The following is a 19,044-nucleotide window of genomic DNA, read 5'->3' as shown; positions in this document are numbered from 1 at the left end:
ATCAGTGTGGCGGGTGTGATTTCTGAGGCGATTGTGACCTGATCGGCGTGTCGGCGTGATCGATCGGTGACCATGACGAAGCATCGGCGGATGAATAGTACTCGCTCAGATGTTCGAGACGCCGCCGATGCTTCCAAGCTGACCCTACCGTCCTCGTGGCGCGAACTGCTGCAGACACTGCGACCGGTGTTTGGCCGGTCCTCGACGTTTGCGATGTTCGCGCTGCTGGCAACCGGGTTGGTCGCCCGCACGACGCGGCGCACCGTGGTCGGCATGCTCGCCGGGGCGGGAATGGCCGCGCTGGTGTCGTTTCACTCGGCGTGCCGGTTTTTCTCCACCTACGTCTGGGACACCGATCGGCTGGGCCTGGTGATCGCGCGGCTGATCGTCGACAGGTTGCTCGACGCCGGCGCTGCGATCGCCGTCGCGGTCGATGACACCCTGTTTCGCCGCTGGGGCAAAAAGGTCCACCACGCGTTTTGGACCCATGACGGCGCCGCCCAAGGCCCGGCCAAACTCGGCCGGGGCAACCGGTGGGTGATCGCCGGGATCGTGGTCCGGTTGCCGTTCTGTAACCATCCAGTGTGTCTGCCGATCCTGTTTCGGCTCTGGGCCGGAAAAGGCGCCGCCTCCCCGGTGGAGCTGGCCGCTGCGATGCTCACCGTGCTTGCGGAAACGTTCCCGCACAAACAAATCCACGCCGTCGGCGATGCCGCCTACCACGGCAGGCCGCTGCTGGTGCCCGACACCACCATCACCACCCGACTGCCCGCCAACGCCGCCCTGCTGTCATTTGCCATGAGGATGGGGCCACCGGTTGGCCAGCAACTATGGACCGCCTGTTTGGCTTATTGGGGATGATCGGCGGTCGTTGGGGCTGGTGTCAACTGAGGGCTTTTGGCGGCGCCGGTAGGACTGGCCCTCGATGATCAGTTCGTGCGCTGTCGAGGTAATCCTGTCGACGGCCGATTGGGCGAGCAGCGGGTCAGTCATGACGGCCAGCCATTTATCGGGGCTGCGGTTGGAGGTGAGCACGGTCGAGCCGCGTTGGTGGCGGGCCACGACAAGCTCGTAGAAGTCGGCGGCCGCGGTGGCGTCTATGGGCTGCAGGGCGAAGTCGTCGATGATCAGCAGCCGGATTTGGGCCAGTCGGCGCATCTGGGCTTCGGTGCTGTTGTCGAGTCGGGATGCTTTGGGCTGCTTGAACAGTGCGTCGGCGCGCAGCATCGGGGTGGGGATGCGCCGGCGCGCGGCGATGTGCCCGAGCGTGGTGGCCAGGTGCGTTTTGCCTACCCCGACCGGACCCAGAAGCAGGGCGCCGTGCGGGCCGTCGAGAAACCGCAGGCTGGTCAGGTCGGTCCGCAGGGCGCGGTCGTAGCGCACCGCGGCGGACTCGTCCCAGGAGTCGGGGCGCATGGCCGCATCCAGGCCGGCTTCGCGGGCGCGGCGGGCGGCTGAGCTGTTGTCGCGGCGGTGAGCCTCATCGGCGAGGACCAGCTCCAAAAACGCCGCGTGCGATAGGCGCTGCTGGTGGGCCAGGGTGAGCCGCTCGGGCAGGGTGTCGAGCATGCGCCCGAGTTTGAGCTGGCGCATCACACGCTTGAGGTCAGTCGAGATCGGATCGGTGACAACGGGTTTGGTCGCCATGATGAATCACTGCCCCCGGCTCTCGTCGCCGCTGGTTGGGGTGGCGCCGCCGCCGTCGATGACGCTGAGCCAGTCGGGTCGTTGTCTGCCTTGGCTGCGGTATTCGCTGGGGTCGCGGGCGAACCGGGCCGGCGCGAGCCCGGTGGCCGCCCGCGGCGCCTCGGCGGGGGTGTTCTCGGTGGCCTTCGCCAGCATGGCGGCGATCTTGGGCACCGAGACCACATCAAGTTCCAAAGCGCGCCCGCAGGCGGTGTTCACCGGGGCCGGGCCGTAGCGTTTGACCAGCCCCAACAGCCGATACACCTGCCGCATCCGCGTCCAGGGCAGTTGGTGGTCGAGCAGGCGTTCGGCGTAGCTGCCGATATCGGTCCCGTGGCCGGCGGCGGTGGTGATCAGCCGGGTCAGGTCGCGCATCGCGTAGCCGATCTTGTCGGCGGGCAGATCAGCCGGGTCGGTGCAACGTCCGCCGGCGGGCTGGCGGGGATGGGTCTTGACCAGCTTTCCACGGTGGAACGCCTTGACCAACTCCCCGTCGGCGCGAACCGAAACCGTTTGCCCCCGAAAGTGTTCCGGGATTGAATACAAGGCCCGGCCGACCTGAATGTGGTAGTCGCGGTGGACCTTGGCTTGGGCGTAGATCGGCACCTGGTAGACCGCTACCGGGGCGGGCAGCAGCAGCGCGGCCTCACACTCGGCGAACACCACCGCCGGTTGGGCGCAGGTGGTGCCGTGGATACGCTGGCCGGCCTTATCGGCACACCACGCTTGCGCTCGGGCCTGGGCGTCGGCCAGATCGGTGAAATCTTCACCGGCGAAAAAGTTGCCGCGCACATACTGCACCATGCGTTCCACTCGCGGCTTGTCGCACGGGTGGGCCACCCTGGCCGGGTCGGTGAAAAATCCGCGGGTCTGCGAGTACTCCGTCCACCCTATACTGAACTGCGGATCGGCCGAATCCGCCTTGGGCACAATAGGTGTCATGTTATCGGGGATCAACACCTTAAAGACGCCGCCGAAGAATGCCCAGGCCGCCTCACAGCCGGCGATGATCGCTTCTAGCGTCTGGTTGAACGTCAGCCACACGAACATGTGCCGCGAGTAGACCGCGGTGAAGATCAACGCGTGCACCACCCGGTTGCGCCCCGATTCGGCGTCGAAGATCTTGCCCATCTTCCCGAAGTCGATCTGGCACTCCACGCCGGGCTCACCGTCGATCACCGGCACCGTGCCAGCAGCCCGACGGCCCCGATAGTCAGTGCACTGTGTGCAGCACCGGTGCAGGGTCCGCTGCGGCACCATGATGCCGCGACGGGCTAACAAGTCGCAGATCTTGACCACCGTCAGATCTTCTTCCACCCACTTGACGATCTGATCATGGTTGGCGCGCAACACTTCCCACGCCTGCCCGTGGCCATCTGGCCGGCCCGGACGCACCGCCTCGATCACCGCGCCGATCAACTCGTCGGTGAGCTGATCCAGATCACCGCCCCGGTCCAGCCCCGCCAACACCGCCGCGTTCGTATAGTCGCGTGCGGTCTTGCGGTCCACCCCGGCCAACGCACCCACCCGGCGCAAGCCGGCCCCTGACATCCACACCCGCAACAGCTCACGTACCTCGATCACCGAAACCTCCCGATACATTCAGCGGACCTCCTTCACATCGATTGACATGAAGCGATCCGACCCAGTAATCGAGCGGCCGCCGGCGCGACACGCCGGTGGTCCCATAACTGGCAAACGGGTGGTCCAATGAGGCTGGCTAAACCCTGGTCAAGGTGGTCCCATCATCGTGGCGGTCGACATCGACGTTGATCACCGCGTCGAAGGATTCGCCGCCGAAGGGCAGGTTCTCGGCGTCGCCATGCACGAAATTCAGGCCGGGAAGCTGGTGGCGTTGCCGGCAGAATTCGTCCTCCATCCCGCGGAGTTGAAGTCAAGCCCGGTGTAGGAGGCCGGCAAACAACCATAAATATGTTGTGCGGCAAAGGATTTAGGCAGCGCTAGCCGGGCTTGGCCGATGTGCGCGCTGCGGCTCGCCGCGATAGCGCGACGGCTGTCCGTTGATTTTGCAGATACGCCAAAGCATCACTGCCACGGGATTCATCAGCCCCACGTCGGCGCACAGCATCCGCACGTCGCCGTACATATCGCGCAGCACTTGACGGGCGTCGGGCGCATCGAAGAACAACTCTTTGCGCACCGAGCGCGGGACGTCGAATTCCCTGAAGAAGCTGCGCGGCGGCACGACGATCGCTTGGCACAGCACCCGCATGACGATCGGCACGTACAGCGACAGCGCGAACCGGCTGCGCCGCACCATATTCGGCACACGTCTAGCAAGGAATTGGTCGGCGAAGGAGATGTGACGGGATTCCTCGGCGACGTGGATCGCCATCACTTTCTCCATCATCGGATGCGGCGGATTGTCTTGGCGCAGCATGCTCTTTTGCATGATGTGGATGGGCAGCTCACCAGCCATCACCCCGAAAAAGAACGTGCCCGGAAGCGGCCCGGCATAGAGCGGGATCACCGGTGATATCCAGCGCAGCCATCGCGGCATGCCCGGGACATCCATCCCTATCCGGTTGACCAGTTCCTGAAACATCATGGTGTGGTGGCACTCTTCGATGGATTCGTGGGTGCAGTAGCGGAACTCGGGTGATCCGTTGGGCACCCAGAACGTGTAGTGCACCAAACCGCGGATCAGGATGCTCTCTAGCTGCAGCGAAATCTTCGCGGTGTTGGCCTGGCGCCACAGGCCGATCTCGATCTGCTTTTCCAGCGGTTGCGCCCGATACCAGGGGTGCTGCCCCAGCAGATCGGTTGTCGACAGCACCCAGCGGGGGTCGTTTTTGCGGACGGAGAAATCCGGGCGTTCCCAGTCGATGTCGGTGTAGGGATTGAAGTGACGGCGCACCGACGCCTCGGACAGGGTCGCCAAGTTGGCGGCGTACTCGGGGTCGCCGGAGACGTCCATGTTGCGTCTCCAGCGCCTGACCACGCGCGCCCACACCACCAGCAGCAGCACTACGGCGCCGAGTGTCCAGCAGACATCGCCCAGTACGACCGGCATTTCAAACCCTCCCCTCCAGCGCTCGCGTTGTCCGGCACACGTGCTTCGTTGGGCACAAAATGCTCTTGCCGCCAGTTGACTGCTCGGCCCCGCGAACTACGGTATCAGGTTCGCGATGTTGAGCAGGGCGCCTTGCACCGCGTCGGTGAGCGGCCCGACGCCCAGGAAGAGCGCGAACGGGATCAACGCGACGTCGGCGGCGATCGGGTCGCCGATTGCGCCGAGCAGGTTACCGGCCTCGATTTGGTCGGCGAACAGCGACATGTCATAGGCGGGCAGCGACGTGGTCAGCGTATTGGCGGTGTCCGCGATCGGCAGCAGGCTCGCAGCATCAGCCGAGAGCGTACTGGTCATGTCATCGACCAGCGCGGCCGGCGACGAGAGCAACGTCGCGTAGGAAACCGGGAAACTGCCGCCGAGCAACGCCTGGGTGAGTTGCGACGACGTCGGCGTCAAGGTGTCGATCGGCCCCGAAGTGTAGGCCGCGTCCACCAGCGGCGCCAGCGTCGGATTGTCCAGCAGGGCCGGGATTTGGGTACTTGGCCGGATTCTCCAGGTCGGCGACGGCGGCGTGGATGCCTTGCGGTATCCCGTTGGCCAGCGCCGTCAGCACGTCCGCATTGGCCGGTCCCTGGCTCCACCCGTCGGCGATGCCGCCGTATCCCAGATTCACCAGCACCGTCATGTCAGACATCCCAGGAGCTTAAATGTCAAGCGGCGGTTTGTTGATCTTGATTGTGGGACGGCCAGGCGGTGGCTTCGTCGTAGAGCGTGCGGGTCTTGAGGCAGCCGTGCAGGATTCCGACGAGCCGGTTGGCGAGCTGGCGCAGCGCGGGGTTGTGGCCGAGGCCGCGGGCGCGTTGCTTGTCGTAGTAGGCGCGTGCGCCGGGCGAGGCGCGCAGCGCGGAGAACGCCTGCGTCATCAGCGCGTCGATGAGCCTGTCCTGATGCACGAACCGCGCGAGCACGACCTTCTTCTTGCCGGAGGCGCGGGTGATCGGGCTGGTTCCGGCGTAGTTCTTGCGGGCCTTCGCGTCGGCGTACCGTGCTGGGTCGTCGCCGAATTCGGCGAGCACCCGGGCGCCGAGGATCGGTCCCAGGCCGGGCTGCGACAGGATGATCTCAGCGTCCGGGTGCCGGTGAAAATGCTCCTCCACCTGCTCTTGCAGGATCGCGATCTGCTCGTTGAGGGTGGTGAGCACGGCCACGATCGAGCGGGTGGCAGCCGCGTACGCGGTGGTGATCACCGGGTCGCGGCCGAGCTGCTCGCCGCGCAGCGCGTCCTGGATCCGGCTGGTCTTGGTGTCGATGTCGCGGCGACCGGCGTGTTTGAGCGCGGCCCGGATCTGGCTGCGGTTCAGCTTCGCCGCCGACGCGGGGTCGGGAGCTCTGCCGAGCAGTTCCAGCGCATCGGCCGCGTCGAGATCGTCGAAGGCTTCCAGCGCGGCGGGGAAGTACTCGCGCAGCGCGTGCCGCAGCCGCTGGGTGTGGCGGGTGCGGTCCCAGATCATCGTCTTGTGCGAGCGGGCAACAACTTTCACCGCCTCGGCTGCCGCGCTGTCGCCGGCCACCGGGCGCAGCTGGTGCGAGTCGGTGCGGACCATGTCGGCCAGCGTGTGTGCGTCCGCCGGGTCGCTCTTGGCGCCGGAGACGCTGTGCCGCTCCCGGTACCGGGCCACCGACAGCGGGTTCACCGCGTACACGGTGTATCCGGCCGCGATCAGCGCGGCCACCCACGGGCCCCGGTCGGTCTCGATTCCGATCGCCACCTCGGCCATGTCGGCGTCGGCGCCCAGCTCGGCGCCGATCATCGCGTGCAACCGCGCGATCCCGGCCGCGCCCTCGGGCAGCCGCGCCCTGGCCAGCCTGCGTCCCGCCGAGTCCATCAGTTCGACGTCGTGATGATCTTCCGCCCAATCGTCGCCCACGTACAGCAATTTCGCCACTCCTCGCTCCTGTCTGCAGTTGTCCGGGTTACAGCCGGCAGCGTGCGGGAGAGCTCTCGGCGACCTAATGAAGCAGTGCTCACACCACGCGGGGCGGGCACGACATCCCATCAGCGATCCCTTCTCCCGGGCGAACCGGTGGGGGCGACGATCTGACATCAGGACTCGAAATCCAGGAGGCATCAGTGCTCACCCACCGGCCGCTACCGGTAGCAAGTCTGCCCGAAGGCCGGACCCGCTAATACTCATTAGGTTGCAGCAGGTCGGCGAGTGGATTGCCGACGAAGGGGATCAACCGCAGCGGCTTGAGCAGCGGCAGATCTGCGACCGGCATCATGCAGTAGTCGGTGAGCGTGTCGCCGGCAGTCTGCAGCGGAATCGCGTCGCCGGTCTGCGCGGGGTCGAGGTCCAAGTAGGTCAGGTGCTCGTAGATCATGCCCGCGAAGGCGTTCAGGTCAGACAACGGGTCGATCGGCTACTGCGGGAAGTCGGCGAAGCCGTCGTAGTCGACGTCTCCGCTGGCTATCTGGCCGGTGATCGCCCCGTCGAGGATCTGGGCGCCTTGAGCTTCGGAGGCGTCGGCGGTCAGGGCTGTCGACGCCGGTGGTGGGGTAGAAGCCCTCCGGGGTGTCCAGGGCTTGCGGGATGCCGGTGAAGCCGCGCGGCTGCAGGTACATCGTGTCGGCGGCGTCGACATAGGTTTGCGGCGGAATCGGGATACCGCTGCCGCCAATCACCAGCGCGGCACCGTCCCCGAGCGCGGCGTCCGCGGCGTCTGTGCCGGCGAGTCGCACGTCACGCACCTGTCCGTGGGGCATTGGCGCCGCCGCCGGTAGGGCGGCGAGGCCGACGCCGGGCGAATGCCTGGGTGGGCCGTCTCGGTGCGGTGGCAGGTATCGTGTGACGCCATGGGTGGACAGCGATTCGACGCCATCATCGTTGGGGCGGGCTTCGGCGGTATCGGCGCGGCAATCCAGCTCAGCCGGCTGGGCTACGACAACATCCTGATCGTCGACCGGGAAGACGATCTGGGCGGAACCTGGCACGTCAACCACTATCCGGGTCTTGCCTGCGATGTCGCGTCGCCTTCGTATTCCTACCGGTTCGAGCCGAATCCGGGTTGGTCGCGGCTGTATGCGCGGGGCGCCGAAATGAAGCGCTACGCCGAGAATGTGGCCGCGAAGTACAATGTGCGCCGCTTCATGCGGTTCAACACCGTGGTGCAAGGCGCCCGATGGGACGAGGACGCCGGGGTATGGCGGGTTGCGCTCGCCGGCGGTGAGACGCTGAGCGCGCAGTTCTTGATCGCCGCGACCGGTTACCTGTCCCAGCCGCATACCCCCGATATTCCCGGTATCGAGACGTTCACCGGTCGGATACTCCATGGCGCGGCCTGGGATGACAGTTACTCGTTGACGGGACGCCGCGTGGGCATTATCGGCACCGGTTCCACCGGTGTCCAGCTGATTCCCGAGTTGGCCAAGGAAGTCGCCGAGCTGACCGTGTATCAGCGCACGCCGATTTGGGTGCTGCCCAAGATCGACTTCGGCTTCGCGCCTGCGGTGCAACGGCTCTTCGCTCGGGTGCCAGTCACCCAGCGCGTCCTGCGATGGTTCACCGACAATAGCGTGGATTTCCTGATGGTGGTCGCGATGTGGAAATTCCGGTACTTCAAGGGATTCAATCGAACCGGCGAAGGGCTGTCCAAAATTCTTCGATTTCTGTCGATCCGTGACAAGGAGCTACGGCGCAAGCTGAACCCGGACTTCGACTTCGGTTGCAAGCGGCCGACATTGTCCAACACCTATTATCGGGCGTTCGCCAAGCCGCATGTGCATCTGGAAACCAACGGCATCGAGCGGATCGAGCCCGACGGGATCGTCGCGAAAGACGGCGCCAAACGGTTCATCGACACCCTGGTGCTGGCGACCGGGTTCAACGTGTGGGAGGCCAATATGCCGGCGATCGAGGTGATCGGCCGGGAGGGACGGAACCTCGGAAAATGGTGGCGCGAAACCAGTTTCCAGGCCTACGAAGGCATCTCGGCGCCCTATTTCCCCAACTTTTTGACGATGGCCGGCCCGTATGCGTGGGTGGGGTTGTCGTGGTTTGACGCGGTGGAATACGAGATGCGCCACATGGACCGATTGTTCAGCGAGCTCCAGCGGCGCGGCGCCCGCACCTTCGAGGTTACCGAAGCGGCCAACGCCCGCTTCATGGATCGGATGACCACCCTGCTCGAGGATTCGGTGTTCAACCTAGGCAGCTGCGCGAATTCGCGGTCGTATTGGTTCAGGGACCGCACCGGTAAGGGCGAAGCCCCACTCTTCCGGCCGACATCGGTGCGCAGCGCCGTCAAGGAACAGGACCGATTCCCGTTGTCGGACTACGCGATAGCCTGAGCTGCTCGGTCTTCGGTGAGAGCCGGCCGGCTAACGCGGGGCCGGCGATGTCAAGAGATTGCGCGCAGCGAACCTGACGCGGATCGGTCGCGGCATGGTTTACTCATCAATACTGGTCGCGCTCGTGGCGACGCGCCGCTAGGCGTTCGGGACGGGTGGAGGAGAATGCCGATCGTTGCAGCGCTGGCGTGGGTAGGGCTAGCCAGTCCGATACCCCGGTCAGATGCTGGGGACGGGCCGGGGTCGCCGGTCGCGGCGTCTTGGTGCCGGCGAGGCACGGATGAGCAACCATCGCGTGCCGTGCGAGCGCGTCAGACAGGGCTGGGTAGCCGGGCCGGTCCGCAAATTTGCGGTGCCGATCATCCTCGGTTGGCTGGCGCTAACCTTGCTGGTGAGCGGCCGGGGTTCCCGCACTGGAGCAGGTCGCCAAACAGCACGCTGTTTCGCTGAACGTCTCCGATGCGGCGTCGGTGAAGGCGACGGCGCGCATGGGCTCTCAAGGGCACCGCGCTGGAGGACTCCAAGATCTCCATCTCCGGCACTGCGGCAGTGTTCAAAGACTACAAAGACGCGTCGCACTACGACTTCTTGATCGCCGGCATCTCCTCGCTGTGCATTTTCTTCGTCATCATGCCGATCGTCACGAGCAGCCTGGTTGCGGCGTTGGTCATCGTCGGCACGGTGGCGCTTTCGTTGGGGGCGTCGTTCGGGCTATCGGTGTTGATGTGGCAGTACATTATCGGCGTGCCACTGCACTGGCTGGTGATGGTGATGTCGGTCATCATCTTGTTGGCGGTGGGGTCTGACTACAACCTGATGTTGGTCGCCCGGTTCAAAGAAGAGCGCCGGGCTGAAGACGGGCATCATTCGCGCGATGGGTCGCACCGGCAAGGTGGTGACGGCCGCGGGCCTGGTGTTCGCTTTCACGATGGCCGCCATGATCGTCAGCGACAATCTCGCTGTCGGCCAGGTGGGTACCACAATTGGGCTCGGCCTGCTGTTCGACACCCTGATCGTTCGCTCGTTCATGACGCCGGCGATCGCGGCGATGCTCGGACGCTGGTGCTGGTGGCCGATGAACATCTACTCCCGTCCGGCTCGTAGGGCTCGTCCGGTTCGCGGCGGCGATCGCGTTGGCAACGCCGACACCGTGGAAATCGCGGTGCCGGCAACCCGCAATGGCACAGTCAACGGCAGCGGCGCGCGCAACGGCACCGGCGCGCGCAACGGCACCGGTTCGGTGTACGCCTTACCACCGCTAGGCGGCTCGCGCCGCGAGAGTGTTGCTAGCGACGTTGCCACTCGGCAACCATGACGGTAGACGCACTTTCGTGCGCACGACTTTGGCGGCTGCGGCTCAGCCGAACGCCAGGTCGATGATTTCCTGCTGTTCGACAGCGTGCACCTTCGATGAGCCCGACGACGGCGCTGACATGGCACGGCGCGAAATGCGTTTGATCCCAGCGAGCCTGTCGGGGAACAGCTCGGGCAGCTCCAGGCCGAAGCGGGGCCACGCGCCCTGGTTGGCCGGCTCCTCCTGCACCCAGAAATACTCGGTCACGTTCGGATAGCGGTCCAGCGTTTTGCTGAGTCGGGCGCGCGGCAGCGGCGCGAGCTGTTCGATGCGAACGATCGCGACGTCGTCCCGGTTGTCCTTGGCCTTGCGCGCCGCCAGCTCGTAGTAAAGCTTCCCGCTGGTCAGCAGCATTCGGGTCGCCGCGCTGCGGTCGCCGACGCCTTCGTCGTAGGTGGGCTCCTCAAGCACCGAGTGGAACTTGTCCTCGGTGAACTCTTTGATGTCGCTGACCGCGGCCTTGTTGCGCAGCATGGACTTTGGCGTGAACACGATCAGCGGGCGCTGCACACCGTCGAGGGCGTGCCGGCGCAACAGGTGGAAGTAGTTGGCCGGGGTCGACGGCACAGCGATCGTCATCGAACCCTCCGCCCACAGCTGCAGGAAACGCTCGATGCGGCCGGAGGTGTGGTCGGGACCCTGGCCCTCATGCCCGTGCGGGAGCAGCAGCACCACACTGGACAGCTGCCCCCACTTCGCCTCGCCCGAGCTGACGAACTCGTCGATGATCGACTGCGCACCGTTGAGGAAGTCGCCGAACTGCCCTTCCCACAAGACAAGTGCGTCCGGATTGCCGACGGTGTAGCCGTATTCGAAGCCGACGGCCGCATACTCCGACAGCGGCGAGTCGTAAACCATGAACTTGCCACCGGTCGGGTTGCCGTCGCGGTCGGTGGTCAACAACTGCAGCGGGGTGAACTCTTCGCCGGTGCGCCGATCGATGATCACCGAATGCCGTTGGGAGAACGTGCCGCGGCGGGTGTCCTGGCCGGAGAGTCGCACCAACTTGCCTTCGGCTACCAGCGAACCCAGCGCCAGCAGTTCGCCGAACGCCCAGTCGATCTTGCCTTCGTAGGCCATCTCCCGCCGCTTCTCCAGCACCGGCGTGACGCGGGTGTGCGCGGTGAACCCGTCCGGAAGGGCGAGGAACGCGTCGCCGATCCGGGCCAGCAACGCCTTGTCCACCGCGGTGGCGAGTCCCGTGGCGAGCATCTGGTTGGACTCCACCGATGCGCTCGGTTGGACGCCGTGCTTCTCCAGTTCGCGGACATCGTTGAAAACCCGCTCCAACTGGCCCTGGTAGTCGCGCAGGGCGTCCTCGGCCTCTTTCAGCGAGATGTCGCCGCGGCCGATCAGCGCTTCGGTGTAGGTCTTGCGGACCCCGCGTTTGACGTCGACGATGTCGTACATGGCCGGGTTCGTCATCGACGGGTCGTCGCCCTCGTTGTGGCCGCGCCGCCGGTAGCACAGCATGTCGATGACGACGTCCTTCTTGAACTTCTGCCGGAAGTCCACGGCCAGGCGCGCCACCCACACGCACGCCTCCGGGTCGTCGCCGTTGACGTGGAAGATCGGCGCGCCGATCATCTTCGCGACGTCGGTGCAGTATTCGCTGGACTTGGAGTGTTCCGGCGAGGTGGTGAACCCGATTTGGTTGTTGACGATGATGTGAATCGTGCCGCCGACGCGGTAGCCGGGCAGGTTCGCCAGGTTCAGCGTCTCGGCGACCACGCCCTGGCCGGCGAACGCGGCGTCGCCGTGCAGCATCAGCGGCATCACCGAAAAGGCTTTCTCGGTGTCGCTGTCGGTGGTGCCGTGGTCGAGCAGATCCTGCTTGGCGCGGCACAGACCCTCCAGCACCGGGTCGACCGCCTCCAAGTGCGACGGGTTCGCGGTCAGCGAGACCTGAATGTCGTTGTCGCCGAACATCTGCAAATACACACCGGTGGCGCCGAGGTGGTATTTGACGTCGCCGGAGCCCTGCGTCTGTGCCGGGTCCAGGTTGCCCTCGAATTCCGAGAAGATCTGGGAGTATGGCTTTCCGACGATGTTGGCCAGCACGTTGAGCCGGCCTCGGTGCGGCATGCCGATGACCACCTCGTCAAGCCCATGCTCGGCGCACTGGTCGATGGTCGCGTCCATCATCGGGATCACGCTCTCGGCGCCTTCTAGCGAGAACCGCTTCTGGCCAACGTACTTGGTCTGCAGGAACGTCTCGAACGCCTCCGCGGCGTTGAGCTTGCTCAGAATGTATTTCTGTTGGGCCACAGTCGGTTTGACGTGCTTGGTCTCGACGCGCTGTTCCAGCCACTCCTGCTGTTCAGGGTCGAGTATGTGGGTGTGCTCCACACCGACGTGGCGGCAGTAGGCGTCGCGCAGCAGACCCAGGATATCGCGCAGCTTCTTGAACTCGGAACCGGAGAAGCCGTTGACTTTGAACACCCGGTCGAGGTCCCACAGCGTCAGGCCGTGGGTCAGCACGTCGAGGTCGGGGTGGCTGCGAAAGCGGGTGTTGTCCAAGCGCAGCGGATCGATGTCGGCCATCAGATGGCCCCGATTACGGTACGCGGCGATCAGCTCCATCACCCGGGCGTTCTTGTCGACGATCGAGTCGGGGTTGTCGGTGCTCCACCGGATCGGCAGATACGGGACGCCCATTTCCCGGAAGATCTCGTCCCAGAAGTCGTCGGCCAGCAGCATCTCGTGGATGGTGCGCAGGAAGTCGCCGGATTCCGCGCCTTGGATGATGCGGTGGTCGTAGGTCGAGGTCAGCGTGATCAGCTTGCCGATACCCAGCTCTGCGATGCGTTGCTCGCTGGCACCCTGGAATTCCGCCGGGTACTCCATGGCGCCCACGCCGATGATGGCGCCTTGGCCCGCCATTAGTCGCGGCACCGAGTGCACGGTGCCGATCGTGCCGGGGTTGGTCAGCGAAATCGTCACGCCGGCAAAGTCTTCGGCGGTCAACTTGCCGTCGCGGGCACGGCGGACGATGTCTTCGTAAGCGGCGACGAACTGCCCGAATCGCATGGTTTCGCACCGTTTGATGCCCGCCACCACCAACGAGCGCTTACCGTCTTTGCCTTGCAGATCGATCGCCAGGCCCAGGTTGATGTGAGCCGGCGTCACCGAGCTGGGCTTGCCGCCGACCTCGGCGTAGTGCCGGTTCATGTTGGGGAACGCCTTGAGCGCCTGCACCAACGCGTAACCCAGCAGATGGGTGAAAGAAATCTTTCCGCCGCGGGTCCGCTTGAGCTGGTTGTTGATGACGATCCGGTTGTCGATCATCAGCTTGGCCGGGATGGCCCGAACGCTGGTAGCCGTCGGCACGTCCAGCGACATCGACATGTTCTTCACGACGGCGGCGGCCGCACCCCGCAGCACCTGGACTTCATCACCGTCGGCCAGTGCCGGGCCGACGGGGCGTGCAGGCGCTGGCGTCGTCGGAGCGCTGGTCACGCCGTTGCCGGCGGTGGCGGTGGTGACCGGTGGAGGTGTCGGGGTGGGCGCAGTCTGCGCGGGGGGAGCCGCCGCTGGCGCAGCATCAGCCGTGGTTGAACCGTCGCCCGTTGGTTCGGGGTTGTAGTCGACCAGAAACTCATGCCAGCTCGGATCGACGGAGGAGGGGTCGTCGCGGAATTTCCGGTACATCTCCTCGACCAGCCATTCGTTCTGTCCGAATGGTGAACTCGTACTGCTCACAGCAGCTGCTCGCCTCGATTCCTCGGTCCGACAAGCGCGCTTGTGACGCTTGCGCCTTCATGCAACCGGTGTCGGAGCATCTCACCTGCGCGGCTCCGAGGTGTTTCCGCCCCATAAAAGGCTAACCCTTTGCCGACAATCCGCCACGGGCATGACCAGGCCGGGCCAACCCAGTGCGGAGTTGCCTGTTAACCCGCGTCGCGCACCGTGGGCAACAGATGCAGGGTGACCGGCCACCGCACGGGCGGCGTGCCGAACGCGTTGCGGGTATTGCGCACAATCTTCTTACCCACTAACCGGTTACCGATCGCGCCGATGAGGGCGCCGATACCGATCGGCAACATCTTGCCGAAGAGCAGCACACCGCGCCGCAGCGTGTATTTCCTGACGGCGTACCTGAGCAATCGCGAATTCAGCTGCGCCAACGCGGGCATCGGCAACGATGCCACGCCTTCGGAGAGCCAGGCACCATTAGTGCGCCGTGATCCGAGCAGTTCGCCCAGGGCGTGCTTGGTGTCGTCGCCAACCAGCACGGCCAGCACCAGGGCTCGGCGGCGTTCCCGGTTTCGGTCCGGAACGCCGTAAACCGCCGCGGTCGCCAGCACGAAAAATGCGGTCGCCTCGAGGAACACCGCCGTCTCCCCGGCCACCGCGGACAGCACCGCCAGTGTGCCGATGCCCGGCAGCACCGCGGCCGAACCCGCCGCTGCACCGCTGGCAGTGACGGCGGCCACATACCGCTTTTGCAGCTTCGAGACGATCACGGCCGGGGTGGCCCCAGGGTTTGCACGGCGAAGCCGTTCCACATATGCGGTGGCCGCAGGGCCCTGGATCCGGGTGCTGCGCTCGATGATGTGCGCCAATGCGCGCGCGGATTTCTTGGGCTTGCCGTTGGTAGCGGCGGGCAGCCAGTCGTCCGCCGAATGCGTCCTTCGGGCGCTCATTAGGTGCCTCCGAGGCCTACATGGAAGTCCTATGGGAATGCCTTCAGGCTAGCGCTGACGCACCAAACGGGAAACAAGCATGCCGGTCGACGGGTTCCCGCAGCTTGTGGCCGCACTTGCCATGGCCGATACCCTGTGTCAGGGATGCCGCGGCGGGTGCGGTCGACGACCGTGTCCGGGTGTGGCGGCCCGGAGCTGGTGGCGTTGGGCGACGTGCTGGCAATAACGGACCGAGCTCTCGTGGCTGCGTGGGTTTCCCGGTTCGCCAGGTCCGGCCATCTGGAGTGGCGGCAGGCGGCGACCGGCAGGAAGATGCGGCCCGAGAGAGGCATGGACATGACTTCGGCGACTGCTTCCAGGCGCGCGGGTGGGGGCACCCGACGCGCCGGCGGCGCCAGGGCGATCAACCGCAGAAAAGCCGAAAGCCCTCGGGACGCGCTGTGGGCGATGATGGTCGGCTTCTTCATGATCCTGCTTGACTCCACGATCGTCGCCGTCGCCAACCCCAGTATCATGACCGAGTTCGGCAGCGGTTACGACACGGTGATCTGGGTGACCAGCGCCTACCTGCTCGCTTACGCGGTTCCGTTGCTGGCGGCCGGCCGACTCGGCGACCGGTTCGGTCCAAAAAACCTCTACCTGGCCGGTCTCGCGGTTTTCACGGTCGCCTCGCTGTGGTGCGGCTTGTCGGGTACCGTCGCGATGCTGATCGCCGCACGCATCGTCCAAGGCATTGGCGCTGGAGTGCTGACGCCCCAGACGCTGTCGGTCATCACCCGCATCTTTCCGCCGGAACGGCGCGGGATGGCGATGAGCGTGTGGGGTGCCACCGCCGGCGTCGCCACCTTGGTGGGGCCGCTGGCAGGCGGGGTGCTGGTCGACGCTCTGGGCTGGGCATGGATCTTCTTCGTCAACGTCCCGATCGGGATCATCGGCCTGGGGCTGGCGGTTTGGCTGATGCCGGTCCTGCCCACCCACAGACACCGATTCGACCTGGTTGGCGTGGCATTGTCGGGGCTGGCGATGTTCCTGATCGTCTTCGCCCTGCAGGAAGGTCAGTCCGGCGGGTGGGCGCCGTGGATCTGGGCGGTGCTCGTCGCCGGCACAGGGTTTCTGACGGCCTTCGTCTATTGGCAGTCGATCGGCACCGACGAGCCGCTGATCCCACTCGACATCTTCCGCGACCGCGACTTCAGTCTTGCCAACCTCGCCGGGGTCGTAATCGGGTTCGCGGCCACCGCGATGGTGTTGCCGCTGATGTTCTACGCGCAGGAGGTCTGCGGATTGTCGCCGACCCGGTCGGCCCTGCTGACCGCGCCGATGGCGATCACCAGTGGTCTGCTTGCGCCGATCGTCGGCAAGATCGTCGACCGCGCCCACCCTCGGTCGGTGGTCGGCTTCGGCTTTTCGGTTTTGGCGATCGGCCTGACGTGGCTCTCGATCGCGATGACGCCGTCCGCGCCGATCTGGCAGCTGGTTCTGCCGTTCGTTGCGTTGGGTTTTGGGATGGCGTTCATCTGGGCACCGCTGGCCGCCACAGCGACCCGCCACCTGCCGCCGCGGCTGGCCGGCGCTGGTTCGGGTGTATACAACGCGACCCGGCAGGTTGGCGCGGTGCTGGGCAGCGCCGGCATGGCCTCCTTCATGACATCGAGGATCACGTCTGAGATGCCGCCCATGCCCGACGGCGGTCCACCGGGCGGTGAGAGTACCGCCTTGCAGCTGCCGGGATTCCTGCGTGAGCCGTTCTCCGCGGCGATGTCCCAGTCGATGCTGCTGCCGGCGTTCATCGCGCTTTTCGGCGTGGCTGCGGCACTCTTCATGATCGGGTTCACCGGCTCGGCACCTGGCGAGGACCGGCCGCCGCATGCCGGCGCCGGCGGCGACCACCAGGATGATTCTGAGGCGCGCACGCAGCGGATTCGGTTGAAGCCTACCCTTTCTCACGACGATGCCGTCCAGGGCTTCCAGGGCTTCCAGGGCTTCCAAGATGGCTTTGACGATGACGACGACTACGTCGAATACACGTTGCCGCCTGCCCCGGCTACGGGCGACATCCGTTCCGGGACCATTAGTTAGCCGGCCGGCGTACCCGACGGCCGTCAAGGCCAAGAACGCACCCAGCTCCACCAAACCCGCCGGCGTGGCAGGTAGATAGTCGGTCAACGACTCGGCACGCACGATCACTGCCGCATACTGCGCACGGCTGATCGCCACGTTCAACCGGTTCCGGTCCTCGATTGCTTCGCCAGTCCTCGGTAGCGCCGCGCCGCTGCGGGTTCGAGGCGGGCGGCGAAGGAGAATATCGAGTAGCGCGGTGCGGGGGAGTTGCGGCAGTCCGGCGGCAACGTCGGCGGCCGTCGATTGGATTGATTCCCGAAGTGCCGTCGTCGGGATGGGCGGGCCAGGAGTAAGAGCGCACGGGAGTTGCTGAAAGGTATTGCCGTCCTGAGGGACTCGTTCGACGACGACTACCTCGGTCGGTACGGTCCAGTCGTCGGCCTCGATCACCGTGGCGCGGCCCGCCCCCCGTCGATCGGAGTTAGCGGTCATGCCGGGCGGGGCCGGTGGCTCGTAAAGTGCAAAGACCTCGGAGTTGAGCGCGCCGCGGGCCACCAGGGCCACGGCCGTCTGCTCGGGGGTGCGCGCGCCGGCCTCGGCAACTCCGGTGAACTCGGCGAGGACGGCCACCAGCGCATCAGGTTGCTCGATGCGGCCGCCATCCGAAACTGGTTGGGCACCAACGGATGTGATACCGGATTCGAATGCCCGCATCAGCAGCCAGTCCCGTAGGGCACGGGTGGATCGGCAGTCGTAGAGGTTGTAGTCCTCGATCTCCTTCAGCACGGTCGCAGCCTCGTCGAGCTCGCCGTTGCTGCGCAGCTGACAGTACCGCGCGTACTGGGTGATCGAGTCGGCGGCCGTCGTCACCTCACCGGAGCGCAGCTGCGACCCCATGTACAGCGGCTCCAGCGCCTTCAGGCCGACAGATTCGCTACCGATGCGAATGCTTTTGCGCACGATCGGATACAAGTCGACCAGCGTGCCGCCGCGCAGTAGCTCGTCCACTTCGTCTTCGCCGACACCGTGCCGTCCGGCAAGGCGCAGCAGCGCCGTCTTCTCATAGGACGCGTAGTGGTAGATGTGCATGTTCGGAAACCGCCTGCGTCGCTCGGCCACCAGCGCGAGGAAGTCGGTCAATGCCTGCCGCTCGTCGCGGCGGTCATGGGCCCACAGGGGATGAAAGGCCCCCGACCGTCCGCCCTCCAGGACACCGAACAGATATTCCAGCCCCCAGTCGGCGCCGTCGGCCTACCCCACGCCGTTGGCGATCAGCTCCACCCCGTTGCCGTTCCAGCGGAACTTCACCACGCTGGGCAGGCCGATGCCGCCGGAGTACACCAGCGCCACCGTGTCGCCGGTGCACTGCGAGGTGTCGATCCCGTTGAATCCGTAGATGTCGGGCACGCCTTGCGGCGGTATCAGCTTGCCGAGGTGAAACATCACCGCCCTGGTGTTCGGGTTCTCGGCGTTGGTGTTGGCCTTGACGATCACCGCTGACAACTGGGCGCATTCGTTGTAGTCGCCGGCCAATGGTTCGGGGTTCCACGGCTGCTGGCTGCGGGGGTCGCGGGGCAGCTCCGATACCGCGCGGGCGATCGAGGGCGAGCTGAGGTTGACCGCGCACGGGTCGGGTGCCGCGGAGCTGGTGCCCGGTGGGGCCGCGCCGGGAGCCGACGGTCCGGGTGTGCGGGACGCAGCGGTGGGATGCGCCGTCGTGGCCTGCGGCGTCTTGGCGACGGTCGAGTCACCCGATCCGCAGCCGCTCGCGGTCGCGGCGACGAGGGCGGCGGCGGCAAGCCCAGTCAGCCGTCGGACACCACAGTGTCGTCTCCACACAAGGTCGCACCGTACCTTGACCAGGCCGGCCGTCGTGGCAGGCGTGGCCGGGCATCGGTTGACCACGCCCTACACT

The 19,044-nt window shown here is 65.7% G+C and carries 14 protein-coding genes and 3 pseudogenes; 4 read left to right on the top strand and 13 right to left on the bottom strand.

From position 1 onward, the window contains the following. Nucleotides 1-90: 90 nt before the first annotated feature. Nucleotides 91-861 (top strand): transposase, encoded by a 771-nt coding sequence (locus tag M5I08_RS15000; protein WP_249762803.1) that lies wholly within the window; start codon nucleotides 91-93, stop codon nucleotides 859-861. Here M5I08_RS15000 and M5I08_RS14995 read toward each other — a convergent pair. The 9 genes and pseudogenes from M5I08_RS14995 to M5I08_RS14955 form a co-directional block, all read right to left on the bottom strand. Continuing rightward, a complete protein-coding gene (locus tag M5I08_RS14995) occupies nucleotides 829-1,647 on the bottom strand; it encodes an ATP-binding protein (RefSeq protein ID WP_249762802.1) in 819 nt (272 codons plus the stop codon). The genes M5I08_RS15000 and M5I08_RS14995 overlap by 33 nt on opposite strands. A 6-nt stretch (nucleotides 1,648-1,653) precedes the next feature. Further along, nucleotides 1,654-3,288 (bottom strand): IS21 family transposase, encoded by a 1,635-nt coding sequence (gene istA, locus M5I08_RS14990; protein WP_249762801.1) that lies wholly within the window; start codon nucleotides 3,286-3,288, stop codon nucleotides 1,654-1,656. A 160-nt stretch (nucleotides 3,289-3,448) separates the two neighbouring features. Beyond that, nucleotides 3,449-3,603, bottom strand: a pseudogene (locus M5I08_RS14985) (methyltransferase domain-containing protein); the annotation flags it as partial. A gap of 34 nt (nucleotides 3,604-3,637) precedes the next feature. Continuing rightward, on the bottom strand, nucleotides 3,638-4,663 hold the full coding sequence (locus M5I08_RS14980) for an AurF N-oxygenase family protein (RefSeq protein WP_219070879.1): 1,026 nt from the start codon (nucleotides 4,661-4,663) through the stop codon (nucleotides 3,638-3,640). A 153-nt stretch (nucleotides 4,664-4,816) separates the two neighbouring features. Beyond that, the gene (locus M5I08_RS14975) at nucleotides 4,817-5,074 is read right to left on the bottom strand and encodes a hypothetical protein (protein ID WP_219070877.1); all 258 of its coding nucleotides are present in this window, start codon (nucleotides 5,072-5,074) and stop codon (nucleotides 4,817-4,819) included. Between the two features lies 1 nt (nucleotide 5,075). Next, nucleotides 5,076-5,414 carry a hypothetical protein gene (locus M5I08_RS14970; protein ID WP_219070878.1) on the bottom strand — a complete coding sequence of 113 codons (339 nt, stop codon included), beginning with the start codon at nucleotides 5,412-5,414 and terminating at the stop codon, nucleotides 5,076-5,078. 16 nt (nucleotides 5,415-5,430) lie between these two features. Beyond that, nucleotides 5,431-6,657: an IS110 family RNA-guided transposase gene (locus tag M5I08_RS14965; RefSeq protein ID WP_249763288.1), complete on the bottom strand. Its 1,227-nt coding sequence runs from the start codon at nucleotides 6,655-6,657 to the stop codon at nucleotides 5,431-5,433. Nucleotides 6,658-6,904: 247 nt separating this feature from the next. Next, nucleotides 6,905-7,129 carry a PE-PPE domain-containing protein gene (locus M5I08_RS14960; protein ID WP_219067155.1) on the bottom strand — a complete coding sequence of 75 codons (225 nt, stop codon included), beginning with the start codon at nucleotides 7,127-7,129 and terminating at the stop codon, nucleotides 6,905-6,907. After that, entirely contained in the window at nucleotides 7,122-7,484 is a 363-nt protein-coding gene (locus M5I08_RS14955) for a hypothetical protein (RefSeq protein ID WP_219067154.1), read from the bottom strand. Before M5I08_RS14955 ends, M5I08_RS14960 begins: the two co-directional genes overlap by 8 nt. A 90-nt stretch (nucleotides 7,485-7,574) precedes the next feature. Here M5I08_RS14955 and M5I08_RS14950 point away from each other — a divergent pair, with 90 nt between their 5' ends. Beyond that, the gene (locus M5I08_RS14950) at nucleotides 7,575-9,068 is read left to right on the top strand and encodes a flavin-containing monooxygenase (protein ID WP_219067153.1); all 1,494 of its coding nucleotides are present in this window, start codon (nucleotides 7,575-7,577) and stop codon (nucleotides 9,066-9,068) included. A 492-nt stretch (nucleotides 9,069-9,560) separates the two neighbouring features. Continuing rightward, nucleotides 9,561-10,164, top strand: a pseudogene (locus M5I08_RS14945) (MMPL family transporter); the annotation flags it as partial. Nucleotides 10,165-10,425: 261 nt separating this feature from the next. Here M5I08_RS14945 and M5I08_RS14940 read toward each other — a convergent pair. After that, complete coding sequence (locus M5I08_RS14940; RefSeq protein ID WP_219067152.1) at nucleotides 10,426-14,124, bottom strand: multifunctional oxoglutarate decarboxylase/oxoglutarate dehydrogenase thiamine pyrophosphate-binding subunit/dihydrolipoyllysine-residue succinyltransferase subunit; 3,699 nt, start codon at nucleotides 14,122-14,124, stop codon at nucleotides 10,426-10,428. A 188-nt stretch (nucleotides 14,125-14,312) separates the two neighbouring features. Further along, nucleotides 14,313-15,068 carry a hypothetical protein gene (locus M5I08_RS14935; RefSeq protein WP_219067151.1) on the bottom strand — a complete coding sequence of 252 codons (756 nt, stop codon included), beginning with the start codon at nucleotides 15,066-15,068 and terminating at the stop codon, nucleotides 14,313-14,315. A 336-nt stretch (nucleotides 15,069-15,404) separates the two neighbouring features. Here M5I08_RS14935 and M5I08_RS14930 point away from each other — a divergent pair, with 336 nt between their 5' ends. Further along, the gene (locus M5I08_RS14930; protein WP_249763373.1) at nucleotides 15,405-17,147 is read left to right on the top strand and encodes a DHA2 family efflux MFS transporter permease subunit; all 1,743 of its coding nucleotides are present in this window, start codon (nucleotides 15,405-15,407) and stop codon (nucleotides 17,145-17,147) included. A 153-nt stretch (nucleotides 17,148-17,300) separates the two neighbouring features. On the opposite strand, the pseudogene M5I08_RS14925 reads toward M5I08_RS14930, so the two are convergent. Continuing rightward, nucleotides 17,301-18,380: pseudogene (locus tag M5I08_RS14925) on the bottom strand (TM0106 family RecB-like putative nuclease); the annotation flags it as partial. After that, complete coding sequence (locus M5I08_RS14920; RefSeq protein ID WP_219067150.1) at nucleotides 18,381-18,968, bottom strand: LppP/LprE family lipoprotein; 588 nt, start codon at nucleotides 18,966-18,968, stop codon at nucleotides 18,381-18,383. Nucleotides 18,969-19,044 lie beyond the last annotated feature (76 nt).

The organism is Candidatus Mycobacterium methanotrophicum, assembly GCF_023515995.1.
Taxonomy (GTDB): domain Bacteria; phylum Actinomycetota; class Actinomycetes; order Mycobacteriales; family Mycobacteriaceae; genus Mycobacterium; species Mycobacterium methanotrophicum.
The sequence above is the reverse complement of the archived record's forward strand: the minus strand, read 5'-3'. Positions and strand labels throughout refer to the sequence as shown.

Excerpts from the sequence above, each read along its gene's own strand:
- M5I08_RS14970 (WP_219070878.1), bottom strand. The coding sequence starts at position 5,414 with ATGTCTGACATGACGGTGCTGGTGAATCTGGGATACGGCGGCATCGCC.
- M5I08_RS14995 (WP_249762802.1), bottom strand. The coding sequence starts at position 1,647 with ATGGCGACCAAACCCGTTGTCACCGATCCGATCTCGACTGACCTCAAG.
- M5I08_RS14975 (WP_219070877.1), bottom strand. The coding sequence starts at position 5,074 with ATGACCAGTACGCTCTCGGCTGATGCTGCGAGCCTGCTGCCGATCGCG.
- M5I08_RS14955 (WP_219067154.1), bottom strand. The coding sequence starts at position 7,484 with ATGCCCCACGGACAGGTGCGTGACGTGCGACTCGCCGGCACAGACGCC.
- M5I08_RS14950 (WP_219067153.1), top strand. The coding sequence starts at position 7,575 with ATGGGTGGACAGCGATTCGACGCCATCATCGTTGGGGCGGGCTTCGGC.
- M5I08_RS14935 (WP_219067151.1), bottom strand. The coding sequence starts at position 15,068 with ATGAGCGCCCGAAGGACGCATTCGGCGGACGACTGGCTGCCCGCCGCT.
- istA (WP_249762801.1), bottom strand. The coding sequence starts at position 3,288 with ATGTATCGGGAGGTTTCGGTGATCGAGGTACGTGAGCTGTTGCGGGTG.
- M5I08_RS15000 (WP_249762803.1), top strand. The coding sequence starts at position 91 with ATGAATAGTACTCGCTCAGATGTTCGAGACGCCGCCGATGCTTCCAAG.
- M5I08_RS14930 (WP_249763373.1), top strand. The coding sequence starts at position 15,405 with ATGACTTCGGCGACTGCTTCCAGGCGCGCGGGTGGGGGCACCCGACGC.